At 69.8% G+C, this 14,066-nt stretch carries 11 protein-coding genes; 8 read left to right on the forward strand and 3 right to left on the reverse strand.

Features of this window, described 5'->3' with window-relative positions:
* Positions 1–46 precede the first annotated feature (46 nt).
* Together ABZ880_RS51810 and ABZ880_RS51815 are read left to right on the forward strand one after the other, a co-directional pair.
* On the forward strand, positions 47–1,387 hold the full coding sequence (locus ABZ880_RS51810; protein ID WP_361278377.1) for a nuclear transport factor 2 family protein: 1,341 nt from the start codon (positions 47–49) through the stop codon (positions 1,385–1,387).
* Between the two features lie 618 nt (positions 1,388–2,005).
* Entirely contained in the window at positions 2,006–2,617 is a 612-nt protein-coding gene (locus tag ABZ880_RS51815) for a TetR/AcrR family transcriptional regulator (RefSeq protein WP_361278379.1), read from the forward strand.
* 217 nt (positions 2,618–2,834) lie between these two features.
* On the opposite strand, the gene ABZ880_RS51820 is transcribed toward ABZ880_RS51815, so the two are convergent.
* Together ABZ880_RS51820 and ABZ880_RS51825 are read right to left on the reverse strand one after the other, a co-directional pair.
* On the reverse strand, positions 2,835–4,034 hold the full coding sequence (locus ABZ880_RS51820) for a cytochrome P450 (RefSeq protein WP_361278381.1): 1,200 nt from the start codon (positions 4,032–4,034) through the stop codon (positions 2,835–2,837).
* Between the two features lie 99 nt (positions 4,035–4,133).
* Positions 4,134–4,328 (reverse strand): ferredoxin, encoded by a 195-nt coding sequence (locus ABZ880_RS51825; protein ID WP_361278383.1) that lies wholly within the window; start codon positions 4,326–4,328, stop codon positions 4,134–4,136.
* A gap of 419 nt (positions 4,329–4,747) precedes the next feature.
* Between ABZ880_RS51825 and ABZ880_RS51830 the strand changes: the two genes are divergently transcribed.
* Positions 4,748–5,482 carry an SDR family oxidoreductase gene (locus ABZ880_RS51830; RefSeq protein WP_361278385.1) on the forward strand — a complete coding sequence of 245 codons (735 nt, stop codon included), beginning with the start codon at positions 4,748–4,750 and terminating at the stop codon, positions 5,480–5,482.
* Between the two features lie 215 nt (positions 5,483–5,697).
* Here the strand turns inward: ABZ880_RS51830 and ABZ880_RS51835 are convergent, their stop codons facing one another.
* Positions 5,698–6,720: a LacI family DNA-binding transcriptional regulator gene (locus ABZ880_RS51835; RefSeq protein ID WP_361278388.1), complete on the reverse strand. Its 1,023-nt coding sequence runs from the start codon at positions 6,718–6,720 to the stop codon at positions 5,698–5,700.
* 378 nt (positions 6,721–7,098) lie between these two features.
* On the opposite strand from ABZ880_RS51835, the gene ABZ880_RS51840 reads away from it, so the two are divergent.
* The 5 genes from ABZ880_RS51840 to ABZ880_RS51860 all read left to right on the forward strand — a co-directional run bounded on the left by ABZ880_RS51840 (position 7,099) and on the right by ABZ880_RS51860 (position 14,032).
* Positions 7,099–8,367: an extracellular solute-binding protein gene (locus tag ABZ880_RS51840; protein ID WP_361278391.1), complete on the forward strand. Its 1,269-nt coding sequence runs from the start codon at positions 7,099–7,101 to the stop codon at positions 8,365–8,367.
* A gap of 84 nt (positions 8,368–8,451) precedes the next feature.
* Entirely contained in the window at positions 8,452–9,324 is an 873-nt protein-coding gene (locus ABZ880_RS51845; RefSeq protein WP_361278393.1) for a sugar ABC transporter permease, read from the forward strand.
* Positions 9,325–9,339: 15 nt separating this feature from the next.
* The gene (locus ABZ880_RS51850) at positions 9,340–10,254 is read left to right on the forward strand and encodes a carbohydrate ABC transporter permease (protein ID WP_361278395.1); all 915 of its coding nucleotides are present in this window, start codon (positions 9,340–9,342) and stop codon (positions 10,252–10,254) included.
* Between the two features lie 291 nt (positions 10,255–10,545).
* Complete coding sequence (locus ABZ880_RS51855) at positions 10,546–11,424, forward strand: glycoside hydrolase family 43 protein (protein WP_361278397.1); 879 nt, start codon at positions 10,546–10,548, stop codon at positions 11,422–11,424.
* 130 nt (positions 11,425–11,554) lie between these two features.
* Complete coding sequence (locus tag ABZ880_RS51860) at positions 11,555–14,032, forward strand: carbohydrate binding domain-containing protein (protein WP_361278399.1); 2,478 nt, start codon at positions 11,555–11,557, stop codon at positions 14,030–14,032.
* Positions 14,033–14,066: the final 34 nt, after the last annotated feature.

A 14,066-nucleotide genomic window follows, 5' to 3' on the forward strand; every position in this document is an offset into this window, starting at 1 on the left:
TGACGCACGGTGATCCACGACTCCCCTCCGACGAAAGGTTTCCCGTATGCCCCAGCAGATCGGCGCGCGGCTGGCGCGGCGCCTCGCCCGGGTGGAGGCCACGCACGAGATCCGGACCGTGCTGGCCCGCTGTCAGTACCTGCTGGCGGCCCAGCGCTTCGACGAGGTGCTGGGCCTGTGCGTCCAGCACGACCCGGCCGTGTCCGTGCGGGTCGAGGGGCTGGGTGAACAGGTCGGCCTCGACGCGATCCGTGAGTTCCTCGTCCGGGCGACCGAGATGGCGCCGGACGGCGATGGACGGCGGCGGACGGACACCGCGGCAGGGCAGGACGGGGATGCGCGGGACGGCCTCCTCGCCGAGAACGCGCTGCTGACGCCGTATGTCCATGTGGACCGCGACGCCACGCGGGCCCGGGGTGTGTGGATGGTCCTCGGCGCCTCCAGCCGCCGCACCGCGTCTTCGAAGCCCGACGCGGAATGGCTGTGGGCCCATCTGGAGGTCGATCTCGTGCCGGAGGACGGCGCCTGGCGCATCCGGCGGGCGCGGATCGTCCCGAGGTTCCGCACACCGTTCGATCAGGACTGGGTCGAAACGGCCCGGCGGGCCCGCAGGGCAGGTGAGCACGCGCCCGGCTACTCGCCCGACGCACCGCCGGCGTACGACCCCGTCGTCCCGGACGAGGTCGCCTTCGAGCCGGACGAGGAGCAGCCGACCGCGGAACTCGCCGGCCTGCAGCGGCGGATCACCGCTCTTGAGGACGTGTGGGCCATCGAGAACCTCATGAGCCGGCACGAGTACCTGCACGCGGCGGGCCTCAACGAGGAGGAACTGGACACCTGTTTCGCGCTGTCCGAACCGGACCTGTCGTTCGAGCCGGAGGACTGGGGTGTCTGGGAGGGGGCGGAGGCGATCCGGCTCTGCTACGTGGACGGTGCGCCGCCGGTGGGCCCGGGCATGATGACCGAACACGCCACGTCGACCGCCCTCGTCGTCGTCGCGGACGACGGCAGGACCGCCAAGGGCGTGTGGATGTCACCGGGCCACGAGACGTTCGCCGGGCCCGAGGGCGACGCGCACGTCTTCTGGTCCTGGGGGCGTTACGGCGTCGACTTCGTGAAGGAGAACGGCCGCTGGAAGTTCTGGCACTTCCACATCTACACGACGTTCCGCACCCCCTTCGCCACGAGTTGGGTCGACAGCGCCCTGGGCCCCCGCATGTTCGACTTCGCGGAGGGTGAGACACCTCCCGGGATGACACCGCCGACGCGCGGCACCACGGACAACACGCCCTACCACCCGTCCCGCGCCCCACGACTGCTGCCCGAGCCTCCACGGCCGTACGCGACGTTCTCCGAGACGGTCTCCTTCACTCCGCGGCCGGAGTAGTCACGGCCCGCAAGGAGTCACGGGCTCGGGGGGCTCCGACGTGGACACTCGCAAGCGATCTTCGCCACTGTCCTGGTTCATGATGATCTCGGCTGCCGCCGACACGTCGCGTCGATCGACTCGGGTTGCCTGCGAATCCGTTCGTTCGGCGCGTGAGCACGCGTTGGTTCCGTTCCGACGAACGGAACTCCTTGCGGCGAGAACCAAACGGGTTCACTACAACCGAGGATGCCGGATGAGCGCATACCTGAGGAGCGGACATGACCGAAACGGCCGCCGACGCCCCCTCAAGAAGCTTCGTCGGGTGGTCGAAAGCGCAGCTGGACCGCTGGAGAGCCGCCGCGGAGCACACGGACTTCGCACCGCTGAGCAGGGTCCCGGAGCCCTCGGGACGACGGACCGGGGGCCGAACATGCTGCCGTGACAGTCCGGTTCCATGACCGGCAGAGACCATGAAGCCCTTCGCCCGGCAGGGAAGCCGTGGCCTCCGTATCGGTTCGATCCCCCTGGAACGCATATTCCAGCCACTGGGGGGTCGTCTGTGATCGAGCAACTCTCCGCGGGTGCGGGACCGTTGCCCCGCGGGGACTCCCCGGCGCCGATCGGCGAGGATTGAGCGTGGACACCACTCCGTGCAGCGCGACCAGGATTCTGGACGCCGCCGAACAGCTCTTCGGCTCTCGGGGCTACGCCAACGTGACCATCGGCCAGATCTGCGAGATGTCGCGTCTGCCGGTCGGTTCGGTCTACCACCATTTCGGCAGCAAGTCCGGTGTGCTGCGGGCCGTGCTCTGGCGCGGGATGACGGCGTGCTTCGAGGGCCTGTCCGCCGTGGACGACGTGCCCGCCCCGACCCGCCAGCGCCTGGCCGCCCGGTACGAGATCGCGGCCGACCTCGTCGCCGGGCACGTACCGCTGTTCCGGCTGTTCGCCTCGCTGCAACTCCACCCGTCCGACGACACGGAGGTGCGGGCGATCGTTCGGGAGGACAACGAGCGGCGGCACTGGTGGCTGGGTTCCGTCCTGGAACAGGTGGCCCGGAGCTCCGGGATCCCCGACGCACACGAGTTCGCGGACGAACTCGCCGCGCTCACCCTGGCCTTCGTCACCGGTCTCGTCGCCCACGCGGACGCCGTCCCGGACATCAGGACGGCCATCAGTGCCCATCTGTACCGATTCGTCCTCACTTCGATCACCGACCGCGCCCGCTCGGCGTCGACGGGCCCATGACGCGGGCGAAGGGTTCATGACCCGACGCGGTCACGCGCGGCGGTCGTACGGGGCCACACTGCGGTCGTACGGGGCCGTCTGCCGCACGGCCCCGGAAGGGCGACGGCAGAGCCGCGGGCCCCGCCGCCCGCGGAACGGCATGCCGGCTCCGGCCCCGGAGCGGGTCGGCGCCGTCCCGGTCAGACGCCGACGGCGGTCACGGGGCCGGATGGTCCGGTCAGCCGAGAACCACGTCCAGCCGAAGGGGCCGGTGCAGGATGTCACCCGGGGTCTTCTCCCAGACGTAGTCCTCGGCCAGCCGCATGCCCGGGTATCGGTCGAGCAGTGCCTCCAGCATGACGCGCACCTCCAGCCGGGCCAGCGGAGCACCCAGGCAGGTGTGGATGCCGTAGCCGAGAGACAGATGCGCCGGCAGGGTCTCCCGGTCGAGGCTGAACTCCTGTGCCTCCGGCCCCCACACCTGCTCGTCGGCGCCCGCCGACTGGAGGCTGAGCAGGACCTTGTTGCCGCTCGGAATGGGGCTTCCGGACAACTCCGCGCCGTCCTTCGCGGTACGGATGACGAACCGGAGCGGAGGATCATGGCGGAGCGACTCCTCCAGAGCCATGGGCAGCAGTGCCCGGTCCTGACGTACGCGCTCCCAGAGCCCGGGGTCCCGAAGCAGTTCGTAGGTGAGGTTGGTCGCCAGGCTCCGGGTGGTGTCGGTGCCCGCGAAGACGAGCTGCAGCATGTGACCGGCGGCCTCCCGGGTGGTGAACTCCTGCTCGCCCGGTTCGGCATGGACGAGGCCGTCGATGACGTCGTCCCCGGTCGGGCCGGCCGCCCGGCGGCGTTCCACCTCGCCGGTCAGGAACCCGAAAAGGGCCTCGAAGTCGGGGCCCCGGAAGCCGTTCGGCACCAGGTCCGCGGAGACCCGGTCCGTCCAGCCCTGGACCTCGTACCACGACTCCTCCGGAAGGCCCAGCAGCGCGAAGACGACCTGCGCCGGGATCCGGTTGAAGAACAGGGCGTACAGGTCGGCGGTCCCGCTCTCGGGCAGTCCGGCGGCGATCCTTTCCGTGATCTCCCGGATCCGCGCCTCCTGCTTGCGCAGCTTGGCGGGGGCGAACCACTTGCGCAGCCGGGCCCGCAGCGCGGTGTGGTCCGGAGGGTCCATGCGGGTGATCGCCGCGGACGGCGGGGCCACCGAGTCGTCCAGGGTGAAGTTGCCGTGGTTGGAGAAGTACGCCGGGCAGTTGAGTGCCTCGCGTACGTCCTTCTCCGCCGCGACGACGCTGATGCCGGCGCGGGGATGCGACACCGGGCAGCTGCGGCGTGCCTCGGCGAGGCGTTCGGCCGCCTCCTGCTGGTGCCGGGGGTTCAGCGGGTCGAAGGGGGTGGACGGGGTGGCGGGTTCGGCGGGTACGGAAGTTGTCATGGCGGCTCTCCAGGGGAGGACGGGGCTCGAAGGACGGGACGGCGCGCGGCGGCGAGCGGGGAAGGCGGGCGGCGCGGCTCGGCCATGGGGTGCGCCTCGTCAGCCGTGCACGCGCAGAGCGGCGACCGGACAGGTGCGGGCCCCCGCCTCGGCCTTGGCACGCAGCTCCGGCGGCACCTCGGTGACCAGCAGCTCCAACTCACCCTCGTCATCGAGCCGGTAGATCTCGGGAGCCACCTGCTCGCACAGCCCGTGGCCCTCGCAAAGGTCATGGTCGAGGTCGACATACGTCACGTTCGATCTCCTCGGTCAGGACGGCGGACGGAAAGGAGCGCATGCCTGAGTGGTCGCCTCACCGTCGCCGTCGTCGGTTCCGCGACGGCCGCGCGTGGGACGGCGGCCGATCTCCGGGAACCGGGCCCACTGGTGGATGGCACCCACACATGTTCCGGCAGACGGCGAGCCGCCCGGCGTCCCTGTTCCGGCCTCCGGAACACCGAACCGTCCTCGGCGCCGGCTCCGCTCTCCCGTTCCGGCGACGCGTGTCAAAGTCCCTGGCACAACGGGTCGTTCCGTTCGCCGGGACGCTCCCGCGTCGGCGTTCGGGCGAGGTGTGAGACTTGGCGAAGGTGATCAGAAGGGCCCGGGACATCCCCCTGCCGGTCACCGCGCACCGCGCACGCGCCGCAGCAGACCACTCCGAGGAGCCACGTATGACCGAACGGAAGGCCGCCATCGTCACCGGAAGCTCCCGGGGCATCGGCAGAGCCGTCGCCGTGCGGCTGGCGACCGACGGGGTCGCCGTGATCGTCAACTACCTGAGCCGACGCGAGGCCGCCGACAAGGTCGTCGCCGAGATCGAGGCCGACGGGGGACGGGCCGTGGCCGTCCAGGCCGACGCCACCGTTGCCGAACAGCTTCGCGCCCTGTTCGACGCGGCGGACCGGCACTTCGGCGGGGTCGACATCTTCGTGCACAACGTGGGCTCGCCGCGGTTCACCACGATCGCCGACGCCACGGACGAGGATTTCGAGATCTCTGTCGTCCAGAGCACGCGAGCCGCCTTCGTCGCGCTGCGCGAGGCTGCGAACCGACTGCGCGAGGGCGGGCGGATCGTCGTGGTCTCCAGCGGCAGTTCCGTCGACCACATACCCAACGGCGGGATCTACGGCGCCGGCAAGGCGGCCACGGATCGCCTGGTGCGCACCCTCGCGCACGAACTCGGCGCCCGCGGAATCACCGCCAACAGTGTGCTTCCCGGCGCCACCCGGACCGACGGGCTGGTCGAGCACCTGCCCCCCGCGGCAATCGACCAGATCGCCGCGCGCACCCCGCTGGGCCGTATCGCCGAGCCCGAGGACATCGCCGATGTCGTCGCGTTCCTCGCCTCCGAAGGGGGCCGATGGGTCACCGGGCAGGCGATCCGCGCCCATGGCGGGGCGTCCTGAGCGGTACGGCGACCGGGCACCCGACGTGCGCTACGGCATCCGGTCCGCGGGACAGGGGGTGCGCGGCTTGTCGACCGGGTCGACGCCGGCGTCGCTCGGCCCGATGCCCTGCCGGCCTGTCCAGGAGACCGCCGAAGGCACCCGGCCCTCGCTCCCTGCCGGGGCCGCGCGGTAGGGCGCGGCACGGTGCGGCCGCGGTAGGGCGCGGTGCGCGCTCACGCCGTGGTGCCGGTGGAGCGGGGTGCCGTGGAGTCGCGTACGACCAGTTCGGTGCCCAGCTCCATGTGTTCCATCAGCAGTTTCCCGCCGTCGATGAGGGCCAGTAGCGCGCGAGCCGCCTTCTGGCCCATGTCGTGCAGGGGCTGGCGTACGGTCGTCAGGCCGGGGAAGTTCTGGGCTGCCTGGGGAAGGTCGTCGAAGCCGACGACCGAGAAGTCCGTGGGTACGTCCAGGCCGCTCGCACGGGCGGCGTCGATGGCGCCGAGCGCCATGAGGTCCGCGCCGGCGACGATCGCCGTGGGGCGGTGGTCGGCGATGAGCCGGGTGGCCGCGCGGAACCCGCTGGCGTAAGAGAAGTCGCAGGTGGCGACCATCTCCTCGGCCACCTTCAGTCCCGCGAGCCGCATGGCGTCCTCGAAGCCCTGGAAGCGGACGGACGTGCTTTCGAGGTCCTCCTCACCGCGGAGGTAGGCGATCCGGGTGTGCCCCAGGTCGATCAGGTGCTGGGTGCCCTGGCGCATGCCGTGGTAGTTGTCGACGGTCAGCCGGGGCAGCGGGACGTCCAGGCGCCGGGGGTCGATGATGACGCAGGGCAGGTTCCGGCGGCTCAGCAGCCCGACCGTCTCGTCCTCCAGGACCGGCGCGATCATCAGGACGCCGTCCACCAGACCGCGGCCCAGGAACTCCACCCGGTCCTTCTCCCGCACCGCGTCGTGGTACGAGGCGTTGACCAGCAGTTCCTGCTCCGCGTCGGCCAGTTCGTCGGCGACACCGCGCAGGATCTCCAGGCCGTACTGGCTGGTGAGGTCGAGGGCGATGAGGCCGATGAGCCCGCTGCGGCCGCCCTTGAGGTTGCGGGCCGAGACGTTGGGCCGGTAGCCGAGGCGGCCCGCGACCTCCAGGACCCGGCGGCGGGTCTCCTCGGAGGCGCCCGGCTTGCCGTTCATGACGTTGGACACGGTCATCGCGGAGACGCCGGCCTCCTCGGCCACCTGCGCGATGGTCACCCGTCCGGTCACTCCAACTCCTTCTGTCCGCCGAGCACTTGAGCCGCACCGGGGCCGCCGGGCAGGTCGGCTCACTTAACCATGAGCCGCCGGAAACCTCCAGGAAACTGTAACGATAAGGCAGCGGGTGGCACGGCGGGAAGCCCCTACGAGCAGGCAGTGAGCGGCATCGTGGGCAGCCCTCACCGCGGATCGAAAATTACGTCTAGATGTCGTCCATGTTTTGCGTTACAGTTCCCGGCCATCGGCGCTAAACATTGGCCGCAACTCGGGTCCACCGACCCCTTTTCCGTCGTATCGGCGCCACACCCACCCGGATGCGGCCCGACCGAATCAATCCCCCTTCAGACATGACGAGTCGGTCCCTACCGACGATGGGTGAGGTGTGCAATGAAGCATTCCGGGAGACGTGTCGCGATCGCCACCACGGTCGCCGCCATGGCGATGTCGCTGGCTGCGTGCGGCGGCGGATCGAGCGGGGCTTCCAGTGACGGCACGGTGACACTGCACGTCCAGGGCTGGAAGGGCGGCGGCGCGGAGCCCGCGAACGTCGCGGAGATCAACAAGGCCTTCGAGAAGGCCCACCCGAAGATCAAGATCGACTTCGAGTACACCACCGCCGACCCCACCTACACCCAGAAGCTCCAGCCCCAGCTGCTGGGCGGCAAGGCCGGGGACGTGATCATGGTCGACGCGGACAAGGCGAAGAAGTGGGGCGCCTCCGGCTACCTCGCGGACCTGTCCAAGGAGTCCTGGGTCGGCGAGATCGCCCCGGACGCCAAGGCCTTCACGCAGTCCGACGGCAAGACCCTGGCCATGCCGATGGAGCTGATCGGCATCGGCCTGTACGCCAACATGGACCTGCTCAAGAAGGCCGGCATCACCGAGGTCCCGGCCGACTGGCCGACCTTCCTCGCGGACCTCGCCAAGGTCAAGAAGGCGGGCATCACCCCCATCTCCCTTCCCGACAAGTCCGGTTGGACCGGCAGCTCGGTGTTCCAGGCGAGCGGCTCGACCCTCGTCTACCAGAAGAACAAGCAGTGGGACTCCGACTTCCTGGCCGGCAAGGCCTCCTTCGCCCCGGACTGGAAGGGACCGCTCGACCAGCTGAAGACCCTGGAGGACAAGGGGTACGTCGACTGGCAGAACGAAATCGGCGTCGACGAGTGGGCCCAGGGCCCGCAGAGCTTCAGCGCCGGCAAGAGCGCCTTCTGGTATCAGGGCGCCTGGCAGGTCTCCAACGTCAAGAAGGCCGGGTTCCCGGTGCAGTTCGCGCCCTGGCCGGGCGGAGCCACGGGCACCAAGCCCAACGGCATGCTCTTCTCCGGCACCATGTGGGCCGTCAACTCCCAGTCGCAGCACAGTGACGCGGCCCGCGAGTACGTCGACTTCTGGTCCCAGAGCGAGAACCTCGCCAAGTACCTCGACGCCGAGCACGCCGAATCGCCGTTCACGGGCGGCACTACGCCCGAGAGCACCGAGACCACGGCGTTCACCACCGCCTTCAAGGACGGCCGTTACCGGATCATGCCCACCAACACCTGGTACGGCGCCAACACGGAGACCGAGGTGGGCTCGAAGATCCAGGCCTATCTGCTGGGCAAGGCGTCCGAGGCGCAGACCCTCAAGGACATCCAGACCGCGGCGTCCGCGAAGTAAGTCGCCCCCAGGGCAGCCGTGGTGGGAGTGCCGGGTGGCTCCTGACCGCCCCCACCACGGCCATTCGGGCAAGAGGAGACTCCCGTGATCCACCGCCGGCGCGCCACCATGGCCGCCTTCCTGCTTCCGGCGATCGCCGTGTACGCCGTCTTCATGCTCTATCCGCTGGCCCGCGGCGTGTACCTGAGCATGACCGACAGCCTCGGCGGACCGATCGCCCACTTCGTCGGCGCCGAGCAGTACCGGGCGATGGCGGACGACCCGGACGTCACCGCCGCCCTGTGGCACACGATCCTGTACGCCGTCGTCGTCGTGGTCGTCCAGAACGGCCTCGGTCTGCTCTTCGCGAGCATGCTCTTCCGCCGGCCGAAGGTCCGCAAGGCGCTCAGCGTCACCTTGCTGACCCCGACGCTGGTCTCCCCGGTGATGGCCGCGTTCATCTGGTCGTACCTCTTCGCCCCGGACGGCGGCATCAACGCCCTGCTGGGACTCCTCGGCCTCGACTCGCTGGAGCACGTCTGGCTCGGCGACACCTCCACCGCCCTCTACGCGGTGGCCGCCGTCAACATCTGGATGTTCGCGGGCTACTCCTGCGCCATCTTCCTGGCCGGCTACATGAGCCTGCCCACCGAACTCCTCGACGCCGCCGCGGTCGACGGCGCCGGCGGCTGGCGGCGCTTCCGCTCCATCGAATGGCCCATGTTGGCGCCCGCCCTCACCGTGAACGTGACCCTCAGCCTCATCGGCTCCCTGAAGGTCTTCGAGTTCCCGCTGGTGCTCACCAACGGCGGCCCCGCCGGCTCCACCGAGACCCTGACCACCCTCGTCTACCGGAACGTCTTCGGCGGCGGGAAGTTCGCCCTCGGCATCGCCATCTCCGTACTCCTCCTGGTGACCGTGGTCATCCTGTCCAGCGCCACCTCCTCCCTGCTCCGCCTGCGCGAGCGACGAATCTGACGGGCGGACCCGACCATGACCTCACACACCCTTCCCCCCAAGACCGCATCCCGGCACGCCGAGCCACGGCCCCCGGCCGGCTCCGGCCCCACCCGCTCCGGGAGCGCCCGGCGCCGGGTCCTCGGCACACTCGGCACAGTGCTGCTCTGCCTCGGCGTGCTGGTGTTCGTCCTGCCGTTCGTGTTCACCGTCGTCACGTCGCTGCGCACCGCGGCGGACCTGGCACGGGCCCCGCTCGGCGTCCCGCACACCTTCACCCTGAAGAACTTCTCCGACGCCTTCTCCCAGATCCACTACGGCCGCAGCGCCCTGAACACCCTGCTCATCACCGGCCTGTCCTGTCTGAGCATCACCGTGCTCGGCTCCCTGGCGAGCTACCCGCTCGCCCGTATCACCCAGGGCTGGTCCACCTGGGTCTACCGGCTGTTCATCGTGGGTACCTCGGTACCGGTCTTCGTCGTGGTGGCACCGCTGTACCTGCTCATGCGGGACCTCAACCTGCTGGACAACTACGCGGGCGTGGTCCTCGTCTACACCGCGATGTTCCTGCCGGTCTCGGTGTTCTTCTACACCAGCTTCATCCGCTCGATCCCCACCGACCTGGAAGAGGCCGCGGCCCTGGACGGCTGCGGGGCGCTGCGCACCTTCTTCACGATCATCCTGCCGCTGCTGCGGCCCATCACCAGCACACTGCTGACCTTCGTCTCGCTCCAGGTGTGGAACGACCTGCTCGTCCCATTGGTCTTCCTGCAGGACCCGGACAAGCGCACGGTCATGGTCAACGCGTACTCGTTCATCGACCCGCACACCGTGCAGCCGACGACCCTCTTCCCGGCCGCGCTGCTCGGTGTGCTGCCCCTCTTCCTGGTCTTTGTCTTCCTGCAGCGTCATGTGGTCGCCGGCATGTCCGCCGGTGCCGTCAAGTCCTGACCCGGGCCCGCCAGTTCACGGCTGAGGCCGTAACCCACCCGTCAGCTCTGCGCACGGCTCCACCCGGCGAGGCGGTCGGTTCGCGCCACCGTACCGCGAGGGCCCTCCAGAGCGCCGCGGGCCTTGGCGCCGTAGTCCTGATCACCGCCACTCCCCGCGCCATCGCCCTTCGTCCAGCCGTACGGCCCTGGCGCCCTGTCCCGGGCCTGCGCCGCTGCCTTGCCGCCATCCATCCAGCCACGCCCTGCCGCCATCCATCCCGTTCCGCCCTTCCGGAAGGACCCCTCACCGATGTACGTGGTCTCCTACTTCACCGACGCCGACGAAGCGCTCCACCTGGCCCACAGCCATGACGGCGAGCGGTTCGCGACGGTGAACGGCGGGCGGCCGGTCCTGCGGGGCTCGGTCGGCACCGGCCGGCTGCGGGACCCGTTCCTCGGGGTCGGCCCCGACGGACTGTTCCATCTGCTGGCCACCGACGGCTGGACCAGCCCGGACATCGTCCACGCCACCTCCGCCGACCTGGTGAACTGGTCCGAGCAGCGGCTCATCCCCGTGATGGCCGGGGTGCCGGGGGCCCTGAACGCCTGGGCACCGGAGTTCTTCCTGGACCGCCGGACGGGGCTGTACCACCTCGTCTGGTCGTCCGTGGTCGAGCCGGGCGGCACCGCCGAGGGCCGGGACTTCGAACACCGCACCCAGGACCACCGGATCTGGCACTGCATCACCGAGGACTTCCGCACCTTCTCCGCACCCGGCGTCTTCTTCGACCCCGGTCACTCGGTCATCGACGCCACCGTGCGGGAACTGGCCGGCGGCGGCTTCCTGATGGCCTTCAAGGACGAGCGCGGGATCAACGACACCGCCACCGCGCACAAGGACATCCACCTGACGACGTTCGACGTCCCCGGCGGCCCGTACGCGCCGCCGCGGGGGCCGGTGACGCCCTCCCTGGCGGAGGGGCCGTCGCTGTTCCGCCGGGGCGACGAGTGGGTCATGATCTTCGATCACTTCCTCGAAGGAAGGTACGGGGCGATCCGCAGCCGGGACGGCGTGACGTGGGAGCCGGTCTCCCTGAGCCTGCCGCCGGGCATGCGGCACGCCTCCGTCCTGGAGACGTCGGTGTCCCTTCCGGAGACGTCCGCCCTGGACACGCTCGCCGCGCGGTAGCCCGGTGCCGCCGCGCGGTGGCCACGGATCCCGGGAGCTCCGCGGCTGGATGCGCGGGCGCCCGGCGCACGAAGCCCCGTGTCCCGATTCGCGGCACGGAGGACTCGATCACCCAAGAAGGAGCGTCGCAATGAAGCGTCGCAGAACGACGCGTCCGGCCCGCCGGGCATCCCGCGTTCTGGCCCTCCTCGCCATGCTGGCGGGAGCACTCCTGGTCCCGGCCCACGCCGCGCTCGCGGCCGGCACCACCTACTACGTGAACTGCTCGGCCGCCACCAACGGCAGCGGAACCCAGGCCAGCCCCTGGAACACCGTGAGCAGCGTCAACGGCACCACGTTCGGCGCGGGCGACAGCATCCTGTTCGCCGCCGGCAGCACCTGCACCGGCCAGCTCACCCCCGGCGGCTCCGGCTCCTCGGGCAGCCCGATCACCCTGGGCTCCTACGGCAGCGGGGCCAAGCCCATCATCGACGCGAACGGCGCCACCGGCCCCGTCATCCACCTGCTTAACCAGCAGTACTGGGAGATAGGCGACCTGGAGCTGGTCAACTCGGCCTCCTCCCCCGCCTACCGCTCTGGCGTGCTGGCCGAGAACAGTTCGGGCGGGGTGCTGCACCACATCCGGGTGCACGACATGTACATCCACAACATCAGCGGCTGGCCGGGCGGTTGGTACGCGACCAACGCCGGCGTAGGCGTCCAGACCGACCACACCACGCCCGTCTCCACCTGGGACGACATCGTGGTCGAGAACAACACCTTCGACCACGTGGACCGAATCGCCGTCGCCGTGACCCCGGACGGGGACGGCCAGGGCACCGGTCTGACCACCGGCACCGTCATCCGCGGCAACACGATGACCTACGACGGCGCAGACGACATCCTCGTCGTCAAGAACGACGGCGCCCTCATCGACGGCAACAAGGCGGGCTACGGCGGCGCGAAGAACACCTGCCCGCCCTCCGGGCAGTACTGCAACGGCGCCTCGGCCGGCATCTGGATGTCCGGCAGCTCCAACACCGTGGTCCAGAACAACGAGGTCTACTGCCACGTCAACGGCGCCGACGGCACCGGCTACGACGCGGACTGGGGCAACCACAACACCACGTTCCAGTACAACTACAGCCACCAGAACCTCGGCGGCTTCATGCTGGTCATGCCACCGATCAGCGTCTCCGACGAGCCGACCTCGACCGTCCCCAGCGACGGCACGGTGATCCGCTACAACATCAGCGAGAACGACGGCTCCAACGCGGGCTGCCCCACCTCGGGCACCGCGACCCACGGCACCGGCGTCTTCCACTTCGTCGGCGGCGTCCCCAACCAGAGCGGCAGTTCGGTCGCGGTCCCGCTCATCTACAACAACAGCATCTACGTCAACAAGAGCGGCCTGAACACCCCGATCCTGTACTCGCGGGCGGGCTCCAGCATCTCCGGCGCGCTCTCCTTCAAGAACAACGCGGTCTTCAACTACGGCACCGGCGGCTATTTCTCCACCACCGGCTCGTCCGTCTACTCCAACAACCTCTTCTACGGCAACCACCCGTCGTCGGAGCCCACGGACTCGGCGAAGGTCACCTCCGACCCGCAGTTCCGCAACCCCGGCAACGCCAACTCCTCGTCCTACACCGGCGTGAACGCCTACCAGGTCCACCCGTCCTCCGCGGTGATCCGGGCGGGCGCGGTCATCTCCGACAACGGAGGCAAGGACGCCTTCGGCAACACCGTCTCCTCTACGGCCGCCCCCAACATCGGCGCCTACAACGGCACCGGCGGCAACCTGCTCTCCAACGCGGGCTTCGAGACAGGTGCGTTGAACCCCTGGACCCAGGCCAGTGCCAGCTCCTCGTCGGTCACCTCATCGGGCGCCCGTACCGGGACCTACGCGCTGAACACCGCGGCGAGCGGCAGCGGTGCCAACCAGGCACTGACCGGCCTGGCCCCCAACACCACCTATCTGCTCACCGGTTGGGCCAAGGTGGCCAATGCGGGGGAGACCCTGGCGATCGGGGTGAAGGACTTCGGGGGCACGGAGACCTACACCAACTTCGCCACGACGTCGTACAGACAGGCGGCGGTGCTGTTCACCACCGGCTCGTCGAGCACCTCGGCGACCGTCTACTGCTGGAAGAACTCCGGTGGCAGCGGGGCGGGTTACTGCGACGACCTCGCGGTGGAGCCGCTGACCTCCGCCACCAACGCGATCACCAACCCCGGCTTCGAGACCGGCGCGCTGACTCCCTGGGTGCAGAGCACCAGTACGGCGTCCAGTGTGACCGCGTCCAACGCCCGCACCGGCACGTACGCCCTCCAGACGGCGGCCAGTGCGAGCGGGGCCATCCAGACGGTGAGCGGTCTGACCGCCGGCAACACGTACCTGCTCGCGGCGTGGGCCAAGGTGGCCACGGCCGGTGAGGAGGTCGCGGTCGGCGTGAAGAGCTTCGGCGGCACGGAGACGTATCTGCGCACCTCCGCGACGTCCTACGCCCAGCAGCCCATCTTCTTCACGACGGGCGCCACGACGACCTCCGCCGGCGTGTACTGCTACAAGAACACCGGCTCGGCGGCCGGGTACTGCGACGACTACACCCTGGTCAAGCTGCCCTGACCGGGCCGTGCGGGCGGGCCGGGAGATTCCGGCC

It is taken from the genome of Streptomyces sp. NPDC047043 (genome assembly GCF_040644055.1).
Taxonomy (GTDB): Bacteria; Actinomycetota; Actinomycetes; order Streptomycetales; family Streptomycetaceae; genus Streptomyces.